General features: G+C 71.6%; 14 protein-coding genes and 1 tRNA gene. 4 read left to right on the top strand and 11 right to left on the bottom strand.

Annotation, left to right across the window (positions count from 1 at the left end):
* Positions 1-76: 76 nt before the first annotated feature.
* Together J7I94_RS02795 and J7I94_RS02790 are read right to left on the bottom strand one after the other, a co-directional pair.
* A complete protein-coding gene (locus J7I94_RS02795) occupies positions 77-1,060 on the bottom strand; it encodes a hypothetical protein (protein ID WP_215164843.1) in 984 nt (327 codons plus the stop codon).
* A gap of 126 nt (positions 1,061-1,186) precedes the next feature.
* A tRNA-Leu gene (locus J7I94_RS02790) sits at positions 1,187-1,271 on the bottom strand.
* Positions 1,272-1,567: 296 nt separating this feature from the next.
* On the opposite strand from J7I94_RS02790, the gene J7I94_RS02785 reads away from it, so the two are divergent.
* The 4 genes from J7I94_RS02785 to J7I94_RS02770 all read left to right on the top strand — a co-directional run bounded on the left by J7I94_RS02785 (position 1,568) and on the right by J7I94_RS02770 (position 8,185).
* The gene (locus tag J7I94_RS02785) at positions 1,568-3,256 is read left to right on the top strand and encodes a thiamine pyrophosphate-binding protein (protein ID WP_215164842.1); all 1,689 of its coding nucleotides are present in this window, start codon (positions 1,568-1,570) and stop codon (positions 3,254-3,256) included.
* A 35-nt stretch (positions 3,257-3,291) separates the two neighbouring features.
* Positions 3,292-4,524 (top strand): formyl-CoA transferase, encoded by a 1,233-nt coding sequence (gene frc, locus J7I94_RS02780; protein WP_215164841.1) that lies wholly within the window; start codon positions 3,292-3,294, stop codon positions 4,522-4,524.
* A gap of 4 nt (positions 4,525-4,528) precedes the next feature.
* Complete coding sequence (locus J7I94_RS02775; protein WP_215164840.1) at positions 4,529-6,673, top strand: acetate--CoA ligase family protein; 2,145 nt, start codon at positions 4,529-4,531, stop codon at positions 6,671-6,673.
* 123 nt (positions 6,674-6,796) lie between these two features.
* Complete coding sequence (locus J7I94_RS02770) at positions 6,797-8,185, top strand: OFA family MFS transporter (RefSeq protein WP_215164839.1); 1,389 nt, start codon at positions 6,797-6,799, stop codon at positions 8,183-8,185.
* Positions 8,186-8,311: 126 nt separating this feature from the next.
* Here the strand turns inward: J7I94_RS02770 and J7I94_RS02765 are convergent, their stop codons facing one another.
* The 9 genes from J7I94_RS02765 to J7I94_RS02725 all read right to left on the bottom strand — a co-directional run bounded on the left by J7I94_RS02765 (position 8,312) and on the right by J7I94_RS02725 (position 21,232).
* Positions 8,312-9,553, bottom strand: coding sequence for a sugar phosphate isomerase/epimerase (locus J7I94_RS02765; protein ID WP_251074556.1), 1,242 nt, complete (start codon positions 9,551-9,553; stop codon positions 8,312-8,314).
* A gap of 154 nt (positions 9,554-9,707) precedes the next feature.
* Positions 9,708-11,111, bottom strand: coding sequence for a nucleotide pyrophosphatase/phosphodiesterase family protein (locus tag J7I94_RS02760; protein ID WP_215164838.1), 1,404 nt, complete (start codon positions 11,109-11,111; stop codon positions 9,708-9,710).
* Entirely contained in the window at positions 11,108-12,277 is a 1,170-nt protein-coding gene (eboE, locus tag J7I94_RS02755) for a metabolite traffic protein EboE (protein ID WP_215164837.1), read from the bottom strand. The genes J7I94_RS02760 and eboE overlap by 4 nt, the downstream gene beginning before the upstream one ends.
* A gap of 3 nt (positions 12,278-12,280) precedes the next feature.
* A complete protein-coding gene (locus J7I94_RS02750) occupies positions 12,281-13,129 on the bottom strand; it encodes a TatD family hydrolase (RefSeq protein WP_215164836.1) in 849 nt (282 codons plus the stop codon).
* Positions 13,129-13,866 (bottom strand): EboA domain-containing protein, encoded by a 738-nt coding sequence (locus J7I94_RS02745; protein ID WP_215164835.1) that lies wholly within the window; start codon positions 13,864-13,866, stop codon positions 13,129-13,131. The genes J7I94_RS02750 and J7I94_RS02745 overlap by 1 nt, the downstream gene beginning before the upstream one ends.
* The gene (locus J7I94_RS02740) at positions 13,863-14,879 is read right to left on the bottom strand and encodes a sugar phosphate isomerase/epimerase (RefSeq protein ID WP_215164834.1); all 1,017 of its coding nucleotides are present in this window, start codon (positions 14,877-14,879) and stop codon (positions 13,863-13,865) included. The genes J7I94_RS02745 and J7I94_RS02740 overlap by 4 nt, the downstream gene beginning before the upstream one ends.
* Positions 14,876-16,171, bottom strand: coding sequence for an SCO3242 family prenyltransferase (locus tag J7I94_RS02735; protein ID WP_308114481.1), 1,296 nt, complete (start codon positions 16,169-16,171; stop codon positions 14,876-14,878). Before J7I94_RS02735 ends, J7I94_RS02740 begins: the two co-directional genes overlap by 4 nt.
* The gene (locus tag J7I94_RS02730) at positions 16,168-17,349 is read right to left on the bottom strand and encodes an inositol-3-phosphate synthase (protein WP_215164833.1); all 1,182 of its coding nucleotides are present in this window, start codon (positions 17,347-17,349) and stop codon (positions 16,168-16,170) included. The genes J7I94_RS02735 and J7I94_RS02730 overlap by 4 nt, the downstream gene beginning before the upstream one ends.
* Positions 17,350-17,524: 175 nt before the next feature.
* Positions 17,525-21,232, bottom strand: a complete 3,708-nt coding sequence (locus tag J7I94_RS02725; RefSeq protein ID WP_215164832.1) for a ThuA domain-containing protein — start codon at positions 21,230-21,232, stop codon at positions 17,525-17,527.
* Between the last annotated feature and the right edge of the window lie 34 nt (positions 21,233-21,266).

The raw sequence follows: 21,266 nt of genomic DNA, 5'->3' as shown, positions 1-21,266 counted from the left end.
CCGGTCGACACGAGCCGGTCGGCCAGGAGAGAAAATATTTCGTGAGGATACGAAATACCAAGTCGTCCGGCAGCCGTCACCCCTGGCCCGGCTGCGGCGACGTCCGGGCCCCGGTGAGTCGGTCGACGCCGTAACCGCTGATCAGCAGGCGTTCCTTACGGTTGCCGGTGAGCAGCTGGCTCCAGCGGACGAAGCCGCCGTCGCCGACTTCCGTCCGGCGGCCTCCGATGCCGGCGAAGACCTTGAAGCAGACGCCGGTGTAGTAGCCGCGTCCGGTGGCCCGGTCGGGGTCCTCGCACACCCGTACTCCTGGCAGCCCGGCGAGGTCGTGGCGCACCCGCTCGACGACCGGACCGGCCGCCTCCTCCAGGCAGGTCAGGGCGATCTCCGTGTCCTGTGCGCCGACGGCGGCCATCGCCCGGGCGGCGAACCCCAGGTGTTCCACCAGGTGCCGGTGCTCGAAGAGCCGGTTGCCGGTGTCCCGGCCGGCGGTCACCAGACCGAAGAGCTGGAAGTGGGCCAGGTCACGCGGCCCGCCGAAGCTCTGGGCGCGGACCACTCGCTGGCCGGCCGCCAGCCGGACCGGCGCCTGCGAACGCGGGTCGGCAGCCAGCGCCGAGGAGCGCCGGTGCGATGCCTCCAGCGCCAGCGCGTTCGTCGGATCGGCCGCCACCTCGCTGCCTCGGACAGTCGCGATCACCTTGCGCGGATCGACGGTCGCCACGGCCGAATGCGCGGCCAGCGGCACGACCGGGGCGAGCACGAGCACCTCGAACCCCTCGGGCAACGCCGACACCAACGCGTCCTCGGTGCGGCGCAGGGCGGCGAAGTCGACCGGCGCCGGGGCCACGAACCGGTCACTGCGGTAGCGCCGCATCACCTCGGCCGGTGTCAGCCGCTCCGCACGGCGCCGGAACACCTCCAGCAGCAGCGTGGTCAGGTCCGCGCCCGGCAACCCGTCGGCCAGCAGTTCCAGCAGTTCGTGGCCGTCGGGCCGCGCCAGCACCCGACGCAACGCCGGGTTGACCGGGGTGTCTCCGGTGCGGTCATCGCGTGTCATGGACGTCGAGTATCACGGTGCGGACGCCGGCCGGGCCAGCGAGTTTCCGGGACCGGGCCGACCTGCGGGCACACGCCTGAGAACACGCAAGAGACCCCTGATGAACAGGGGTCTCTTGCTCTCCGGTGTCCGAGGGGGGACTTGAACCCCCACGCCCGATAAAGGGCACTAGCACCTCAAGCTAGCGCGTCTGCCATTCCGCCACCCGGACCAGGTGTCTGCCGTCCGCCAGGGGTGTTCCCCGCGGCGACATGGACAACCATACCAAGGTTTCGCAGTGCCTTTCACCTGCGTTTCCGTCCCCCAGGGACGGCCCGGGGCCGTGCCCGCGACGGCGCCCGGCAGCCGCTCACCCGCCGGGTGTCGCTCCACGCGGACCGAAAGTGCCGCACGCCCCCTGGACACCACCTGCCGAATGCGGGATAACAAGCTTCATACAGTATTCGTCGACTGTATGCAATCTACCGCGAGAGCGCCCCGCCCCCTCATGGAAGGGACAGATTTCGCATGCCCGAGGACACCCAGTCCCAGGACGTCATTTCCGGCGGTCACCTCGTGGCCAAGGCCCTCAAGGCCGAAGGGGTCGACCGCATCTACACCCTCTGCGGCGGCCACATCATCGACATCTACGACGGCTGCGTGGACGAGGGCATCGAGGTCGTCGACGTCCGCCACGAGCAGGTCGCCGCGCACGCCGCCGACGGGTACGCCCGGGTCACCGGCAAGCCCGGCTGCGCGGTCGTCACCGCGGGACCCGGCACCACCGACGCCGTCACCGGTGTCGCCAACGCCTTCCGTGCCGAGTCACCGATGGTGCTGATCGGCGGCCAAGGTGCCCTCGCCCAGCACAAGATGGGGTCGCTCCAGGACCTTCCGCACGTCGACATGATGGCGCCGATCACCAAGTTCGCGGCCACCGTGCCGTCCACCGCCCGCGCGGCGGACATGGTGTCGATGGCGTTCCGCGAGTGCTACCACGGCGCTCCCGGGCCCTCCTTCCTGGAGATACCGCGCGATGTGCTCGACGCGAAGGTGCCGGTGGACAAGGCCCGGGTACCGAAGGCCGGCGCCTACCGGGCCTCCACGAGGTCGGCCGGTGACCCGGCGGCGATCGAGCGGCTCGCCGACCTGCTGGCGCACGCCGAGAAGCCGGCGATCCTCCTCGGCAGCCAGGTGTGGACCACCCGAGGCACCGAGGCCGCCGTCGAGCTGGTGCGCACGCTGAACATCCCGGCGTACATGAACGGCGCCGGCCGCGGCACCCTACCGCCCGGCGACCCGCACCACTTCCAGCTGTCCCGGCGCTACGCCTTCTCCGGCGCCGACGTCATCGTCATCGTCGGCACGCCCTTCGACTTCCGGATGGGCTACGGCAAGCGGCTCTCCCCCGACGCGACGGTCGTGCAGATCGACCTCGACTACCGCACCGTCGGCAAGAACCGCGACATCGACCTCGGCATCGTCGGGGACGCCGGGCTGGTGCTCAAGGCGGTGACCGAGGCGGCCTCCGGACGGCTGAACGGCGGCGCGGCCCGGCGCAAGGAGTGGCTGGACGAACTGCGCGCGGCGGAGCGGGCCGCGCTCGACAAGCGGCTGCCGCAGCTCCGGTCGGACGCCTCCCCCATCCACCCGTACCGGCTGGTCAGCGAGATCAACGACTTCCTCACCGAGGACTCGGTCTACATCGGCGACGGCGGCGACATCGTCACCTTCTCCGGTCAGGTCGTGCAGCCCAAGTCGCCCGGGCACTGGATGGACCCGGGACCGCTCGGCACCCTCGGCGTCGGTGTGCCCTTCGTGCTCGCCGCCAAGCAGGCACGCCCCGACAAGGAGGTGGTCGCCCTCTTCGGCGACGGCGCCTTCTCGCTCACCGGCTGGGACTTCGAGACCCTCGTCCGCTACGACCTCCCCTTCGTCGGCGTCGTCGGCAACAACTCCTCCATGAACCAGATCCGCTACGGCCAGGCCGCCAAGTACGGCAAGGCCCGCGAGCGGGTCGGCAACACCCTCGGCGACGTCCCCTACGACCAGTTCGCGCGCATGCTCGGCGGACACGGCGAGGAGGTCCGCGACCCCGCCGACATCGGCCCCGCGCTGCGCCGGGCCCGCGAGTCGGGCAAGCCGTCGCTGATCAACGTCTGGGTCGACCCGGACGCGTACGCCCCCGGAACCATGAACCAGACCATGTACAAGTGAGGTGATCGCCCATGACATCGCCCATGACATCGCCCATGGCAGGCAAGGCTCTTGAGGGCATCCGCGTCCTGGACATGACGCATGTGCAGTCCGGCCCCTCCGCGACCCAGCTGCTCGCCTGGCTCGGCGCGGACGTGGTCAAACTGGAGGCGCCGACCGGCGACATCACCCGCAGGCAGTTGCGGGACCTGCCGGACGTGGACTCCCTCTATTTCACGATGCTCAACTGCAACAAGCGGAGCATCACCCTCAACACCAAGACCGAGCGCGGCAAGGAGATCCTCACCGAGCTGATCCGGCGCTCGGACGTCATGGTCGAGAACTTCGGGCCGGGCGCGGTGGACCGCATGGGGTTCACCTGGGACCGGATCAAGGAGATCAATCCACGGATCGTCTACGCCTCCATCAAGGGGTTCGGCGAAGGCCCGTACACCAACTTCAAGGCGTACGAGGTCGTCGCGCAGGCCATGGGCGGATCGATGTCCACCACCGGTTTCGAGGACGGGCCGCCGCTGGCGACGGGGGCCCAGATCGGGGACTCGGGCACGGGCGTCCACGCCGTGGCGGGCATCCTCGCGGCGCTGTACCAGCGGGAGCGCACCGGGCGCGGGCAGCGGGTGAACGTGGCCATGCAGCACGCGGTGCTCAACCTCTGCCGGGTGAAGCTGCGCGACCAGCAGCGCCTGAGCCATGGTCCACTCGCCGAATATCCCAACGAGGACTTCGGCGACGAGGTTCCCCGGTCCGGCAACGCGTCCGGCGGCGGCCAGCCCGGCTGGGCGGTCAAGTGCGCGCCGGGCGGCCCCAACGACTACGTGTACGTCATCGTGCAGCCGGTCGGCTGGCAGCCGCTCACCGAGCTGATCGGCCGGCCGGAACTGGCCGACGACCCCGAGTGGGCGACGCCGGCGGCCCGGCTGCCGAAGCTGAACAAGATGTTCCAGCTGATCGAGGAGTGGTCGTCCACCCTGCCGAAGTGGGAGGTGCTGGAGCGGCTGAACGCGCACAACATCCCGTGCGGGCCGATCCTGTCCACCAAGGAGATCATCGAGGACCGGTCGCTGGCCGCCAACGAGATGGTGGTCCGCGTGCCCCATCCCGAGCGCGGCGAGTTCGTGACCGTGGGCAGCCCGCTCAAGCTCTCCGACTCCCCCGTGGAGGTCAGCGGTTCCCCGCTGCTGGGCGAGCACAACGAAGAGGTCTACGTCGGTGAGCTGGGCCTCGGCGACGAGGAACTGCGCCTGCTCAAGTCGGACGGGGTGATCTGAGGTGATGGCCGAGGACCGGACGGCGCGGGTGCGCGCGCTCCTGGACGCCGTGCGCGCCGAGGGACGGACCGCGCTCACCGCGCCCGAGGGCAAGGTGCTCGCCGACGCGTACGGGATCGCCGTACCCGGCGAGGAGCTGGCGACCGACGTCGACGAGGCGGTGGCGTGCGCGGCCCGCTTCGGCGGTCCCGTGGTGATGAAGATCGTCTCGCCGGACATCTCACACAAGACCGACGCGGGCGGTGTGGTCGTCGGTGTCGAGGGGGCCGCCGACGTCCGCGCGGCGTTCCACCGGATCGTGGAGAACGCGCGCGCGTACGACGCGGACGCCCGCGTCCAGGGCGTACAGGTCCAGGCGTTGCTGCCGCCGGGGCAGGAGGTCATCGTCGGCGCGGTGACCGATCCGACGTTCGGGAAGGTGGTGGCGTTCGGGCTCGGCGGGGTGCTGGTGGAGGTCCTCAAGGACGTCACGTTCCGGCTGGCGCCCGTGGACGCCGACGAGGCGTTGTCCATGCTGGACTCGATCCGGGCGGCCCAGGTGCTGCGCGGGGTGCGGGGGCAGCAGGGCGTGGACCGGTGGGCGGTGGCGGAGCAGATCCGGCGGGTCTCCGAGCTCGTCACGGACTTCCCCGAGATCGCCGAGGTGGACCTCAACCCGGTGATCGCCACCCCTGCGGGTGCCGTCGCCGCCGACATCCGTGTGATCCTCTCCGGGACGCGGGCCGCACCGCGCCGCCGTTACGCGCGTGAGGAGATCCTCGCCTCCATGCGCCGCCTGATGCAGCCGCGGTCGGTCGCCGTGATCGGCGCCTCCAACGAGCAGGGCAAGATCGGCAACTCGGTGATGCGCAACCTGGTCGACGGCGGTTTCGCCGGGGACATCCACCCGGTGAACCCCAAGGCGGACGACATTCTGGGCCGCAAGGCGTACAAGAGCGTCACGGACGTGCCCGGTGAGGTGGACGTCGCGGTCTTCGCGATCCCGGCGCGGTTCGTCGCCGCCGCACTGGAGGAGGTGGGCCGCAAGGGCATACCCAACGCCGTCCTCATCCCCTCCGGCTTCGCGGAGATCGGCGAACACGCCCTCCAGGAGGAGATCGTGGCGATCGCCGAGCGGTACGGCGTCCGGCTGCTCGGGCCGAACATCTACGGCTACTACTCGACGTGGCAGGACCTGTGCGCCACGTTCTGCACGCCCTACGACGTCAAGGGCGGTGTCGCGCTGACCAGTCAGTCGGGCGGCATCGGGATGGCCATCCTGGGCTTCGCCCGCTCCACCGGGACGGGTGTGTCGGCGATCGTCGGGCTGGGCAACAAGTCGGACCTGGACGAGGACGACCTGCTGACCTGGTTCGGCGAGGACCCGCACACCGAGTGCATAGCGATGCACCTGGAGGACCTCAAGGACGGCCGTGCCTTCGTGGCGGCCGCGCGGGCGACGGTGCCGAAGAAGCCGGTGGTCGTCCTCAAGGCGGGCCGTACGGCGGCGGGCGCCAGGGCGGCCGGGTCGCACACCGGGGCACTGGCCGGGGACGACGCCGTGTACGACGACATCCTCCGGCAGGCCGGGGTGATCCGGGCTCCCGGTCTGAACGACATGCTGGAGTACGCGCGCGCGTTGCCGGTGCTTCCCGCTCCCCGGGGTGACAACGTCGTCATCATCACCGGGGCCGGCGGCAGCGGCGTCCTGCTGTCCGACGCGGTGACGGACAACGGGCTGTCCCTGATGGAGATCCCGCCGGACCTGGACGCCGCCTTCCGGGAGTTCATCCCGCCCTTCGGGGCGGCGGGCAACCCGGTGGACATCACCGGGGGCGAGCCGCCGTCGACGTACGAGGCGACGATCCGGCTGGGGCTCGAGGACCCGCGCATCCACGCGTTGGTCCTCGGCTACTGGCACACCATCGTGACCCCTCCCCTGGTCTTCGCCGAGCTGACCGCGCGCGTGGTGGCCGAATTCCGCGAGCGCGGCGTCGAGAAGCCCGTGGTGGCCTCTCTCGCGGGCGATGTGGAGGTCGAGGAGGCGTGCCGGTACCTCTTCGAGCGGGGGGTCGTGGCGTACCCGTACACGACCGAGAAACCGGTGGCCGTGCTCGGCGCGAAGTACCGCTGGGCCCGCGCTGCGGGCGTGCTGGGGGGCGGTACATGAGCTGAGGCGTTGCGGGGCCGGCCGACGGTGCGCGTCGGCCGGCCCCAGGACCCGTGCGCACACGTGAGGCATTGGACAGGGGGCGCTGGCCAGAGCTTTCGCACGCAAGGGGTGCTGAACGACATGACAACCACCGACATCTCGACGTCCGTCCCTTTCCGGGAGGTGACGGACCACAACGGCCGCGTGTACCGGCTCGGCGAGTCCGACGTCGACATCATGGGGCGGCCGCGCAAGTGGATGGTCATCCTGCCGTGGATCGGCATGATGGGCATCAGTTCGGCCGAGTACGCGTTCACCTCGGCGGAGGACACCCTCCACGAGGCCCACCTGTGGAACAGCGGACACATCTTCTGGCTGATGGGCGTCTGGATTTTCTTCCAGGCGGCCGTGGCCCTGCCGGCCGGGCACCTGCGGGAGAGCGGCAGGCTCCCCGCGCGCGGGGCGATGCTGATCGGCGCGGTCGGCACCCTGCTGGGCTATGTGTCCCTGGCCTACGCGCCGCACGTCACCTTCGCCTACCTCGGCTTCGGCATGTGCAGCGGCATCGGCGCCGGTCTGGTCTACGCGACCTGCGTGAACATGGTCGGCAAGTGGTATCCGGAGCGCAAGGGCGGCAAGACGGGCTTCGTCAACGGCGGCTTCGCCTACGGCTCCGTGCCCTTCGTGTTCCTGTTCACCTCGTACATGGACCTGGGCAACTACCAGACGGTGCTGGTCTGTGTCGGCGTCGGGCTGTGCCTGGTCGTGGCGTCGGCGGGCTGGTTCTTCAAGGATCCGCCGAAGAACTGGTGGCCCGCGCACGTCGACCCGCTGCGGCAGACCGACGACCCGAAGATCCGCCGGGCCCTGGCGAAGAACCCGCCGGCGGTCAAGCAGTACACCCCCAAGGAGGCCGCGCGCACACCCGTCCTGTGGATGATGTGGTTCTGCCTGCTGTGCACGGCCGGCATCAACATCTTCGGCATCGCCTTCCAGGTGCCGTTCGGCAAGGACATGGGTTTCGCGGGCGGCATCGTGGCGACCGCGATGTCCCTGAAGGCGATCGTCAACGGCACCGGGCGCGGGGTCATCGGCTGGATCTCCGACCGCTTCGGCCGTCGCAACACCCTGATCATCGTGTGCGTCGTGCTCGGTGTCGCCCAGTTCGGGGTGCTGGCCTCCGGGAAGATGGGCGTGATGCCGTTCTTCCTGTTCTGCTCGATGGTCTCGGGCTTCGGCGGCGGCGCCATCTTCCCCTTGTTCGCCGCCATGACGGCGGACTACTTCGGTGAGAACAACAACGCGACCAACTACGGCATGGTCTACAGCTCGAAACTGGTCTCGGGGCTCGTCGGTTCCGGCCTGGGCGCGGTCGTGGTCGGCGCCTGGGACTACGAGGGCGCGTTCGCCCTGGCCGGCTCCATCGGGCTGGCCTCCGCGGTGCTGGCGCTGTTCCTGAAGGCACCGGGCAGGCCCAAGGCGAAGCGCGTCGTGCCCAATCCGCATCCGCTGGGCGAGGAAATGGCCTGAGCCGGGAGCGACTCCGCGTCCGAGGTGTTTCTCAGTGACACATGGGGGCAGACAGGGACGCATGGGGACACATGGGGCCGCCCCTCCCGCGGGGGTTCGGGAGGGGCCGTCCCGTGTGCGGGCGGGTCAGCGGCGACGCTTGCGCAGGGCCGCGAGGTTGTCGTAACTGATCTTGGCCTCGCGCAGCGACTGTGCCGGATCGGTGGCGCTCGGCGAGTTGTCGTCCTCGATCATCGGGTTGCGGTAGTTGCGCTGCCCGACCCGGGAGAAGAACGTCGTGTAGTCGATGACGCCGGTGCCGAAGGGCACCATCTCGTAGCCCATGCCGTTGGTCGTGCTCACGACGCCGTCCTTGGCGTGGAACAGCGGATAGCGCTTGTTGTGGCGGGCCACCAGGCCGGCCGGGTCGAAGACGTTCTTCCGGGTCGAGCCGTCGTGGGCGGTGTAGGTGTGGAACTTGTACTGGGCGACGTGCGCCCAGAAGATGTCCATCTCCAGCCAGACGACCCTGGGGTCGGTGACCTTCAGGAAGTACTCCAGCTTGCGGATGCCGGAGCTGCGCGTGGGCCGTCCCTGGTCGTCCAGCGGGCCGCCGTCGAGCAGGAAGCCGTACGCCGCGTCGTGGTTGTGGGTGTAGAGCTTGACGCCCTCCCGGCGGGCGATCTCGCCCAGGGCGTTCCACTTGTCGGCGGCGATGTCCCAGTCGGCCCGGTAGGAGCTGCCGGTGGGGTCGCCGCCGGTGCCCATGTGACCGAGGCCCAGGATGTTGGCGATCTCCAGGTGCTTCTTGAAGGTGTCCAGGTCGGCGCTGGTCAGCGGCCAGGACGGCGGGATGAAGCCGTGGTTGCCCTGGGCGCGCAGGCCGTACTCGTCGAGCCAGGAGCGCAGCAGCTTGGCGCCCTCGACCGTCTCCAGGTCCGCGCCGCCGGGTGCGTTGGCGTGCTGACGGTAGCCCGCGAACTCGACCTGGCGGTAACCGTGGCGGGCGAGCTGCTTGAAGACCTCCCGGAAGCCGGAGGGCAGGTCGGTGGCGAGCGGGTCCCGGGCGGTCGCGTCGCGGACGGTGTAGAGGATGATGCCGCGCTTGTGGGCGGGGACGAGGATGTCACCGCCATGCCCGTGGCCGTGGCCCCGGTCGCTGTCCCGGTCGTGGGCCAGGGCCGGTGAGGCGCCGAAGACGGGGGCGGCGACGGCCGCGCCGGCGACGGCGGTGCAGGTGCTGAGGACCCGGCGGCGGCTGAGCCCGAGGCTGCGGCGCAGGGCCTCGTCGGAGCCGCGGGGGGCGTCGAAGGTGTCCGGGCCGTCGAAGGTGCCGGGGTTGTCGGGAGTGTCTGAGCCGTCGGTACGGTCCGTGACGGTGCGGGACATGTCGGAGAACGGTCTCACGGGTGCCTGCCTTCTCGGTCGTGACCTGCGCCGATTCCCGGTCCGAAGCCGGACGGAGGGTCGGGGGGCGGGTCGTTGTCAGTGGCGCGTGCTTCACTGTCGGTAGCTGGAACTCGGGGCCGCACGCGGCCGTTCATCAGTCGAGTCCGGCGAGATGGAGCAGGAGTTTCTTGACGTCGGTGGCCGCGACGCGGTCGCCGACAGCGCGGGGGGTGGAGCAGATGAGGAGCGGACCGTCGTCGTCGCTCGCGGGGAGGCGGCCGTGGCTGCCGCGAATAGGTGAGGCGTCCAGCGGCACGACCGCCATGCGGTAGCGCATGCCGAGTTTCTTGCGGGCCAGGGCGGTGGCCGCCTTGACCTTGACATAGGGGTCGAGCGGGTCCATGAACAGCTCGACCGGGTCGTAGCCGGGTTTGCGGTGGATCTCGACGAGCTGCGCGAAGTCGGGCGCGCGGGCGTCGTCGAGCCAGTAGTAGTACGTGAACCAGGCGTCCGGCTCCGCGACGGCGACGAGTTCACCGGCGCGCGGATGGTCGAGGTGGTGGGCCTTCTTGCCCTCGTCGTCCAGGAGTTGCTCGATGCCGGGCAGTCCGGCGAGGGCAGCGCGGGTGGCGGCGAGGTCCTCGGGGCGGCGGACGTAGACGTGGGCGATCTGGTGGTCGGCGACCGCGAAGGCGCGGGAGGCCATCGGGTCGAGGTACTCCATGCCGTCCTGCGTGTGCACCTCCAGGAGGCCGGCGCGGCGCAGGGCGCGGTTGATGTCCACGGGCCGGTTCACGCGGGTGATGCCGTACTCGGACAGGGCGACGACGGTACGGCCCTCGGCGCGGGCGTCGTCCAGGAGCGGGGCCATGGCCGCGTCCAGGTCGGTGGCGGCTTGGAGGGAGCGCGGGTCGTCGGGGCCGAAGCGCTGCAGGTCGTAGTCGAGGTGGGGGAGGTAGCACAGGGCCAGGTCGGGGTGACGGGTGCGGAGGATGTGGCGGGTCGCGTCGACGATCCACTGGCTGGAGACCAGGTCCGCGCCGGGGCCCCAGAAGTGGAAGAGGGGGAAGGTGCCGAGTTTTCCGGTGAGTTCGTCGTGCAGGGCCGGGGGCCGGGTGTAGCAGTCGGGTTCCTTGCGGCCGTCGGCGTAGTAGACGGGACGGGGGGTGACGGTGATGTCGGTGTCGGCGCCCATGGCGTACCACCAGCAGATGTTGGCGACGGTGTAGCCGGGGTGGACGCGGCGGGCGGCGTCCCAGAGCTTGTCGCCGGTGACGAGTCCGTTGTGCTGGCGCCACAGCAGGACGTCGCCGAGTTCGCGGAAGTACCAGCCGTTGCCGACGATGCCGTGTTCGGCGGGGAGGGTGCCGGTGAGGAAGGTGGACTGGGCGGCGCAGGTGACGGCGGGCAGGACGGTGCCGAGCGGCGCGCGGGAGCCGGACTGGGCGAGCGTCTTGAGGTGGGGCATGTGGTCGAGGAGACGGGGGGTGAGGCCGACGACGTCGAGGACGAGGAGCGGGGTGGGGCCGGTGCCTTCGGGCCGGGCGGGTCCGGTCATGGCAGCTCCTTCAGACCGAGGTCGGTGAGCAGTTCGCGGGCGAGGGTCAGCTCGGCGGCGATGCCGTCGGTGAGCTGGGCGCGGACCCGGGGGCGCAGTTCGGGAGGGAGGGCCTGCCAGGTGTAGGTCTCCACCTCCAGGTGCCGGGTGAGGGGGTGCGGACCGCCGACGAGGCGGGTCAGCGTGGCTTGGAGGACGTCGAGGGTGGAGGTGAGGGGCGCTGCGGGGGCCGCGTGCAGGGGGACGTGGAAGTGGGCGCGCCACGGGGAGGTGTCGGGCAGGGCGGTGCCGTTCAGTGCCTGGTCCAGGTCGTCGGTGCCGTGCAGCCGGCCGGGCTCGGTGGTGCGGGTCTGGTGCAGGAAGCGGGGTTCGGCGAAGGCGGCGAGCGCGTCGCGGACCTCGGGGAGACGGGGGTGTTCGGCGTGCAGGGCGGCGGAGAGCTGGGATTTGACGATGGGGACCTGGGCGGCGGTGAGGGCGTCCAGGGCGGTGTGCGGGTCTTCGAAGGAGGTGGCGAGGTGGCAGGTGTCGACGCAGATGCCGATGCGGTCGTGGCCGATCGCGGTGAGCGGGGCGATGGCGTCCCGGGTCGTTTCGACGACGCAGCCGGGTTCGGGTTCCAGGCCGACGCGGATGGAGCGGCCGGTCAGCTCCTGGAGGGCGTCGAGGCGTTCGGCGAGGGTGACCAGGGCGGCGCGGGCCTTTTCGGCGCGGGCGTCGTCGTAGGCGGTGCGCCAGGCCAGCGGGAGGGTGGAGACGCTGCCCTCGGTGACGTCGTCGGGGAGCAGGCCGGCGAGGACGCGGGCGAGGGAGGTGGTGTGCTCCAGGCGCTCGGGGTCGGCCCAGTCCGGCTTGTAGACGCGGTACTTGACCTCTTCCGCGCCGAACCCTTCATAGGGGAAGCCGTTGAGGGTGACGACCTCCAGGCCGCGCCGGTCGAGTTCGGCGCGCAGGCCGCGCAGTGCGGACGGGTCGGTGACCAGGGCGTGGGCGGCGTCGCGGGCCAGCCACAGGCCGATGCCGAGGCGGTCGCGGCCCAGGCGGCGGCGCACGGGTTCGCAGTGGTCGCGGAGCTGGGCGAGGACGCCGTCGAGGGTCTCGGCAGGGTGCACGTTGGTGCAGTAGGCGAGGTGGACGACGGAGCCGTCGGGGTGCCGGAAGCGCATCGCTCACTCACCGCCGCGCAGGATCGAGTTGCCCTCGTGGGTGGCGTCGGGCCGGGCCACGTCCAGGTCGAGGCGTCCGCTGAGCCCGTAGAAGGCAACCGGGTTGCGCCACAGCACACGGTCCACGTCGTCCTCGGTGAAGCCCTCGGCGAGCATCAGGTCGGCGACCTTGCGGGTCTTGAGCGGGTCGCTGCGGCCCCAGTCGGCGGCGGAGTTCACCAGCACCTGGTCCGGTCCGTAGGCGCGGAGGATCGCGACCATCCGTTCCTCGTCCATCTTGGTGTCCGGATAGACGGAGAAGCCGAGCCAGCAGCCCGCGTCCTTGGCCTCCTCGACGGTGGTCTCGTTGAGGTGGTCGACCAGGACCCGGTCGGCGGGGAGCGCGGACTCGCGGACCACGTCGAGGGTGCGGCGCAGCCCGGCCAGCTTGTCGCGGTGCGGGGTGTGCACCAGCGCCGGCAGACCGTGGTCGGCGGCGAGCTGGAGCTGGGCGGCGAGCGCGGTGTCCTCGGCGGGGGTCATGGAGTCGTAGCCGATCTCACCGACGGCGACGACGCGGTCCTTGACCAGGTAGCGGGGCAGTTCGTCGAGGACGGGTGTGCAGCGCGGGTCGTTGGCCTCCTTGGGGTTGAGGGCGATGGTGCAGTGGTGGGCGATGCCGTACTGGGCGGCGCGGAAGGGTTCCCAGCCGAGGAGGGCGTCGAAGTAGTCCCGGAAGGAGGCCGGGGAGGTGCGGGGCTGACCGAGCCAGAAGGCGGGTTCGACCAGGGCGCGGACGCCCGCGGCATACATGGCCTCGTAGTCGTCGGTGGTCCGGGAGGTCATGTGGATGTGGGGGTCGAAGATGCGCATCAGGACTCCTTGCCGTGGGGGTCTGCCGGGCCGTGCGACTCGGTCGCCGGTTCGGTCAGGGCCAGGACGCGGTGCAGGTCTTCGGGGACGGGACGGCCCGCGGCGGTGCGTTCGGCGGCGTAGTCGGCGAGCATCCGGGCGAGTTCGGCGTCCCCGCGGGCCCGGCGGTCCAGCTCCGCCACAGGGGCGACGCCGACGTCGGTGAACAAGCACTTCAGTACCGCGTGCCGCCACTGGTGGTCATCGAGGTGCCGGGCCGCGTACGGACCGACGGCGGCGGCCAGCAGCCGGGTGTCGTTGGTGCGCAGGGCGTCCTCGACGAGCGGCAGCGCATCGGTGCCGGGCACCAGGTGGGGCAGGGCGTACAGCACGGCGCGGCGTTCGTCGGCGGTGCCCTGGTGGTAGACCCGGGCCAGCGCGTCGGCTCCGGCGCGGGCCGCGTGCAGGATCAGGACGCGGGCGGCGTCGGCGTGGGCCGGGCCGCAGCGGCGGCCGGCCTCGGCGAGGCGCAGTTCCCACGCGGAGATCGGGCCGTGGCCGCCGGGGTGGGCGCCGGCCTCGTCGAGGGCCTGGTCGAGCCAGCGGCGGGCGTCGGGGTCGAGCCGGGCGGTGAGGGCGGCACGCAGGTCGGCCGGCGGGGTCGTGGCGGGGGTGGTGCCCCGGCCCCGGGCGTCGTTCCGCGCGACGCCGGTGTCTTCCGTGCGCCGAGTGGGGTGGGTGGCGTGCGGGTGCGTCATGAGGTGCTCCCTTGTGGGGTGGCGGAGGGCACGCCTGGGGGTGGGGCGGCCGGCGCCGGGAGGTCGGTGGCGGTGGGGGTCCGGGGGACGGGAGTTTCGGCCGAGGCGGGGGCGGGGGCTCGTGTGACGGGGACGTCGGCCGCGGTCGCCGCCTGGTGGAGGAAGGGAAGGGAATGGGCGGCGAAGTGGGGGCCGGCGTGGGAGTGGCGGGGCAGCTCGACGACGGTCAGGCCCTGGTAGCCGGTGGCGGCGAGGGCCGCGAGGACGGGCGGGAAGTCGATCTCGCCCGCACCGAACGGGAGGTGCTCATGGACACCGCGGCGCATGTCCTCGATCTGGACGTGCCGCAGCCAGGGACCGGCGGCGCGTACGCAGTCGGCGGGAGGGAGCGGTTCGAGGCACTGGCAGTGGCCGATGTCGAGGGTGAGGCCGAGCGCCTCGGGATCGCCGAGGGCGCGGCGCAGGTGGTGGAAGTCGGCCAGGGTGGCGAGGAGGTGACCTGGTTCGGGTTCGACGGCGAGTGGGACGCCGGCGGTGGTGGCGGCGTCCAGGACCGGGGTGAGGGCGGCGGTCAGGCGTTGCCATGCTTCCTTGGTGCCGGTGCCCTCGGGGGTGATGCCGCTGAAGCAGTGGACGGCGTGGGCACCGAGGTCGGCGGCGACCCGTACGGCGGTGAGCAGCAGGTCGACGCGGCGGGCACGGTCGTCCGGGTCGGGATCGAGGAGGGAGGGTCCGTGTTTGCGGCGTGGGTCCAGGACATAGCGGGCGCCCGTCTCGACGGTGACGTCCAGGCCGAGGGTGTCCAGCCGGTGCGCGAGCCGGCGGGTGCGGGCGGCCAGGTCCGGGGCGAGCGGATCGAGGTGCATGTGGTCGAGGGTCAGTCCCACGCCGTCGTAGCCGAGGTCGGCGAGGAGGGAGAGGGCGTCGTCCAGGCGCAGGTCGGCGAGGCCGTTGGTGCCGTAGCCGAACCGGAGGGGGGCGGTGGCGGCGTCCTGCGGTGCGGGCGGCGTCATGTGATGCTCACCTTCCTCGCGAACCGTCGGCCCAGTGGAGCGAGCCCCGCGACCAGGAGACCCACGGCGCTCGCGCCGGAACGGGTGGCGAGGGCGGCCTGGAGGGGGATCGTGGCCCGGATACCGCCGCCGACAGCGCGTTGGGTGAGCTGGGGTGAGGGGTTGAGGGCGGCGTGGAAGTAGGGGCGGGCGGCCGTGGCGGCGTAGGCGGCGCCGAGGACGGCGGTGAGCCGCTCCCGCCCCGACGCCCGGTCCGTCGGCACTGCCCGGTCCGCCATCGCTGACCGGACCGCCGGTACTGACCGGACCGTCGGTACTGCCCGGTCCGTCACCGCTGACCGGTCCGTCACCGCTGACCGGACCGTCGGCGCTGTCCGGACCGTCGGTGCTGACCGGTCCGTCAGTGCCGGCCCTCCCGTCCGCGCCGGCCGTTCCTTCCGCGTCGGTCGGATCGCCGGGGTGAGGCCCGGCAGACCGCGGGAGGCTGCTTCCCGTCGGTCTGCCGGGGGTCGGGTGGGTCGCCGGGTCACCAGCCGGGTCAGCAGGGCGGTGGTGGCGAGGGCCGCGAGCGGGGCCGTCGTCGATCCGCCGGTGGTCTCCCGGCGGGACACGGCCGTGACCGCGAGGGTGTGGGTCCCCAGGAGGGCCGCCGAGGGCAGGGCCGAGCGGGTGCGTCCCGCGCTGGCCGCGGCGCCCAGGAGCAGGTCCAGGGCACGCGCCCCGGCCATGGCGACCGGGCCGGCGGGCGTGTGCTTCAGGGCGAGGTCGTAGGCCCAGACGGTCGCCGCGAGGGGTGCGGCCACCGCGAGGGCGGGACGGCCGGCACCCGCCGCGAGGGCCAGGCCGGCGCCGGTCAGGGCACACGCGGCGGTGAGGGCGGCGGTGGGGAGCACACGGCCGGACGGGAGGGGGCGGTGGGGGCGTTCGGCGGCGTCCTCGGTGCGGTCGGCCCAGTCGTTGAGGACCATGCCGGCCTCGTACAGACAGACGGAGGAACCGATGGAGAGCAGGGTGCGGTACCCGGGCCGGGCGCCGGCCGCCGCCGTGCCGGCCAGTACGTCGCCGGGGACGGTGAACAGGGCGGGCAGCCGGAGCAGTTCGACCCAGGCGCGGGCGCGGGAGCCAACGGGGGTGTGCGGCTGGTGGGGCTCCTCGACCGCGCGGGGGGCGTGGTGCCCCTGGGGCGTGGTCCCGGTCAGGCGGGGGCGTGGCTCCGTATCCGGCCGGCCGGTGGGGCCGGAGGCGTCTCGTACCGCGTCCGTGCTCGCCGTCGCGTCGGTCGGCCGGTTCACCGGCGGTCCCCCGGGCCGGAGGGCGCGTCACCGGTCGGCCGCGCTGCCAGGCGGTCCGCGAAGCCGAGGAGTTCCGCGTACTGGTCGCCGAGGGCGGACGGCCCGTCCCCCACCGGGTCCTTGAAGTAGAAGCCCAGTTCGCGCAGGGGGCCGGTCAGGCCCACCTCGTGGGAGCGGGCGACCAGGCGGGCCAGGTCGAGGACGAGGGGGGCGGCGAGGGCGGAGTCGCAGCCCTGCCAGATGGTCTGGAGGATCATGCGGGTGCCCAGGAACCCGTCGAAGGCGATGTGGTCCCAGGCCGTCTTGAAGTCGCCGAGCGCGGGGACGTCGTCGATGTGGACCTCGCCCTCGATGGTGGTGCCGAGGGTGTCGGCGAGGACGCGTTCCTTGCCGGCGTTCTTGGCCGCCGCGGCGGCCGGGTCGGCGAGGGCGGCGCCGTCGCCGCCGCCGAGGAGGTTGGTGCCGGACCAGGCCCGGACGGTGAGCGCTCGCTGGGCGAACATCGGGCCCAGTACCGAGCGCAGCAGCGTCTGCCCGGTCTTGCCGTCGCGGCCGGCGTACGGCAGGCCGCAGGATGCCGCCTCGGCGGCCAGGGAGGGGTGGTGCAGGCCGGTGGAGGGGGTGAAGTTGACGTACGGGCAGCCGGCGCGCAGGGCCGCCGCCGCGTAGAGGGAGCTGGGCGGCAGGTCCCGGCCGGTGGCGAGCGGCTCGGTGGAGGCCACGTTGACGACCACCGCCCGCGCCACTCCGGAGCGGCGGACGAAGTCGCGGATGTCGGCGGCGAAGGCGGTGATCAGCTCCTCGGCGGAGCGGGTGTCGCCGGGCAGGGGGCCGCCTGGGCGGATCTCCCCTTCCGCGGCCGCGAGGTCGGCATGGACGGCGGCGGGCAGACCGGGCGGCAGTACGCCGCCGGCGGCCAGGGCCTCGGCGCGCTTGGGGAGGGGGCAGTCCACGGTGTCGTGGCCGCCGAAGACGAGGGAGGAGAGGGAAGGGAGGCCGGAGCCGGCGAAGCGGGGGGTCTCGGTGACCAGGCCGGTCGGCGGGTGCAGGCCGGCCGTCATGGCCGCGCAGCCCGCCACCACGGTCGTGGCGACGGAACCGCGCGCACCGATCAGCCACACACCGGTACGGGAAGCGGAAGAGGAAACGGAAGAGGAAGGAGAGGGGGACGCGGACATGGGCAGCCTCCTTGTCGAACGCGTCGGGGTGGAGCCCCGGCCGAACCGGGTGATGCCCCGGCGGTGCCGGGTGATGCCCCGGTGGTGCCGGGTGATGCCCCGGTGGTGCCGGGCGGTGACGGCGGGCGGGGGTCCGGCGTCCCCCGCCCGCCGCCGTCTGACAGCCCCAGGAGGGCTAGTCGGGCAGTTCCTTCAGCTGGATGTCGCGGAAGGAGACCTTGTCGGCGGCGCCGTGGTTCTGGAGACCTATGTAGCCGTCCGTCAGGCTCCGCTCGGGGTCCTTGTTGGTGAAGTCGTTGATCTTGACTCCGTTGAGGAACACCTGGAGGCGTTCGCCCTGGACCTTGATCTCGTAGGAGTTCCACTGGCCGGGCGGGCGCAGGACCTGGTCACGGGCCTTGATGTTCGCCGACTTGAACGAGTAGACGGCACCCGTGGTGCGGTCGGCCGCGTCCGTGGCGTCGATCTGGATCTCGTACCCCTTGTCCACCGCGGACCAGGGGTCGTCGGAGGCCGGGAAGCCCACGAAGATCCCGGAGTTGTCGTCGCCGCGCATCTTCCAGTCGAGCTTGAGCGAGTACGACTTCAGCTCCTTGGCCTGGTACCAGAGCAGGCCCATGCCGCCGTTGGACTCCAGCGTGCCGTCCTTGATGTCGAACGTGCCGGGGCCGGCCTGCTTCCAGCCGTCCAGGGTCTGGCCGTTGAAGATCTTGCGGTAGCCCTTGTCCGGCTTGCAGTCGGCCTTGACCTGGCCGGCGGCGTACTGGAGGCCGCCGAGCAGATGGGCCCGGAAGGCCTCGTCGGCGTAGGACTCCTTGGTGTGGCCGAGTCCGGTGTAGAAGGACCGGCCGCCTTCGTAGTTCTGGCACCAGGCGATCGGGTGGTCGCCCTTCATGGTGCCGCCCTGGTAGGTGGTCTCGTCGAGGGTGGCGAGGACCTTGACCCGGTCGCGCGGGTTGGTGCGGTAGTTGTACAGCTCGTCGGTGCGCTCCCAGGTGTCGCCGAGGTGCGCGGTGGCCGGGTGGGCGTGGTCCTCGACGCGTACGGTGGCCTTCTGCTGGGCCGGGTGCGAGTCGAAGTAGGCGCCGACGAGTCCGCCGTAGAACGACCAGTCGTACTCCGTGTCGGCGGCGGCGTGGATGCCCAGGTAGCCGCCACCGCCCCGGATGTAGTTCTCGAACGCCTTCTGCTGGTCGGCGTCGAGGACGTCACCGGTCGTGGACATGAAGGCGACCGCGTCGTACTTGGCGAGGTTGGCCGTGGTGAACTGCCTGGCCTCCTCGGTTGCGGTGACGGTGATGCCGGCCGGGGCGCCGAGCTCCTTCAGCGCGGCGACGCCCTCCGGGATGGAGTCGTGGCGGAAGCCGGCCGTCTTGGAGAAGACGAGGACCTTCTTGCCGTTCTTGAAAGGCTCCTTGGAGAACTCGAAGTCGTCCACGTCGAACAGCGCGCCGCTGCCGCCCTTGAAGACGAGGTAGATGTCCGAGGTCTTCCTGGGCAGGGACCGCAGCGGCACGTCGACGTCCTGGAACGTCTCCCAGCCGCCGGTCGGCGGGATGTACGCCGAGCCGTGCAGCTTGCCGGTGGGCGAGCCGGTGCGCAGCTCGACGAAGCCGCCGTCACCGCCGGAGGAGGCCCGGACGGTCAGCTTCTTCTGCCCGTCGAACTTGTAGGGGGTGAAGGAGATCCAGTCGCCGTCGTGGACGTCGCCGACGGTCTTGCCGCCGTTGGCGCCCGTCTTGTCGATCACCGACACGCCCTGCTGGGCGGTGAAGTGCTCGGCCTGGCGGTGCAGCGGCTGGAGCACGGTGCGGGCGGTGCCGGTCAGCGCCTCCTGGCCATTGGCGCCGCCGTCGGTGTAGCTGGCGCCGACGACGCCGTAGATGTTGGCGTTCGGGTCGTGACCGCCGTCCCCGGCGGGCGGCTTGAGGGTGCCCTCGCAGCCCGTCTCGCTGGTCAGCTCGTGGGCGTGGTTGTCGTGGCCGAGGCTGTAGACGACCTTGACCTTGGAGCAGTCGACCGTCTCCTCGGGGTCGGTCACCGTCACCTTGAAGGGGACGGGCTCACCGAAGGCGGCCAGGGCGCCGTTGCCGGGAACGTCGATCTTCACCTTGGGCTCGGTGTTGCCGACCACGATGCGGACACTGGCGTTGCCGGTGTTGCCCTCAGGGTCCTTGGCGGTGAAGGTCGCGGTGTAGGTGCCGGCCTTCTTGTACGTGTGGGTGGGGGTGAGCCCCTCGCCCGTGGTGCCGTCGCCGAAGTCCCAGCTGTAGGTCAGCTCCGGGGAGTCGGCGTCCTTGGCGGTGGCGGTGAACTTGACCTTGAGGCCGGCCGCGCCGGAGGTCTTGTCGGCGCTCACCTCGGCGATCGGAGAGAAGCCGTCCTCGGCGCTCTCGATCCGGTAGAGGGCGGAGTCGTCGTCGCCCTGGAACCAGGAGAGGCCGTAGTCGAGGACGTAGAGCGCGCCGTCGGGGCCGAACTCCATGTCCATGATCTGGGTGCCGGTCCACGGGAAGTCGTTGATCGCCGCGACCGTGCCGTCCTCGTTCTGCTCGATCCGCTTGATCCACTGGCGGCCGAACTCACCGGCGAAGAAGTCACCGTCGTACGCCTCGGGGAACTTCACCTCGGAGTCGAGGTCGGGGTCGTAGCGGTAGACCGGGCCGGCCATCGGGGACTCGGAGCCGCTGCCGAGCTCGGGCACGGAGTCGTCGTCGTACGGGATCCAGGCGGCCTGCGCGGGCGGCAGGTCGACCAGGCCGGTGTTGTGCGGCGAGGTGTTCTTCGGGGCCGCGCAGTCGAAGGTCTCGCCGGAGGTGCCGGTGGCGAAGTCGTAGTCGACGTACGGGTCGTTGTCGCCGGTGCAGAACGGCCAGCCGAAGTTGGCGGGCTCGGTGACCTTGGCGAACTCGACCTGTCCGGCCGGGCCCCGGTTCGGGTCGGCGGCGCCGGCGTCGGGGCCGTAGTCGCCGACGTAGACGATGCCGGTCTTGTCGTCGACGCTCATCCGGAACGGGTTGCGGAAGCCCATCGCGTAGATCTCGGGACGGGTCTTCTCGGTGCCGGGGGCGAAGAGGTTGCCCTCCGGGATCGTGTACGAGCCGTCCTCGGCGACCTTGATGCGCAGGATCTTGCCGCGCAGGTCGTTGGTGTTGCCGGAGCTGCGGCGGGCGTCGAAGGCCGGGTTGCGGTCGGGCCGCTCGTCGATCGGGGTGAAGCCGTCGGAGGCGAACGGGTTGGAGTCGTCGCCGGTGGAGAGGTAGAGGTTGCCCTCGGCGTCGAAGTCGATGTCACCGCCGACGTGGCAGCAGGTGCCGCGGGAGGCGGCGACGTCCAGGACCTTCTTCTCGCTGGCCAGGTCCAGGGTGCCGTTGGGGTTGAGGACGAACCGGGAGAGCCGGTTGACGCCGTCGAACTTGGCGAAGTCGGCGGCGGTGCCGTTCTCCGGGGCGTCGCCCGCGGGGGTGTCCAGCGGCGGGGCGTAGTAGAGGTAGATCGCCCGGTTGTTCTCGAAGTCCGGGTCGATGCCGACGCCCTGCAGGCCCTCCTCGTCGTGGCTGTAGACGGGGATCCTGCCGGCGATCTTGGTGACGCCGCCCTGGTCGGTGAGGCGCAGGGTGCCGTCGCGCGAGGTGTGCAGGACGCTGCGGTCCGGGAGCACGGCGAGCGACATGGGCTCGCCCATCTCGGGTTCGCCCTTGGCGAGCGGCACCTGCTGGAACTGTCCTTCGGCCGCGGGGGCCGGGTCGGCCTGGGCCGCGGCGCCGGGCTGGGCGCCGGCGATGCCGGCCGGGGCGCCCACGGCCAGCAGCAGGCCGGTGAACAGGGCGAGGGTGGTGCGGAGTCCGGTTCTCCTGGTGCTCGTGGATCTGGTTCTGTGCACGGAAGTCCCTCCGGGAACGGGTGGGCCGTACGGG

It is taken from the genome of Streptomyces sp. ISL-12 (assembly GCF_018614415.1).
GTDB lineage: Bacteria > Actinomycetota > Actinomycetes > Streptomycetales > Streptomycetaceae > Streptomyces.
The sequence above is the reverse complement of the archived record's forward strand: the minus strand, read 5'-3'. Positions and strand labels throughout refer to the sequence as shown.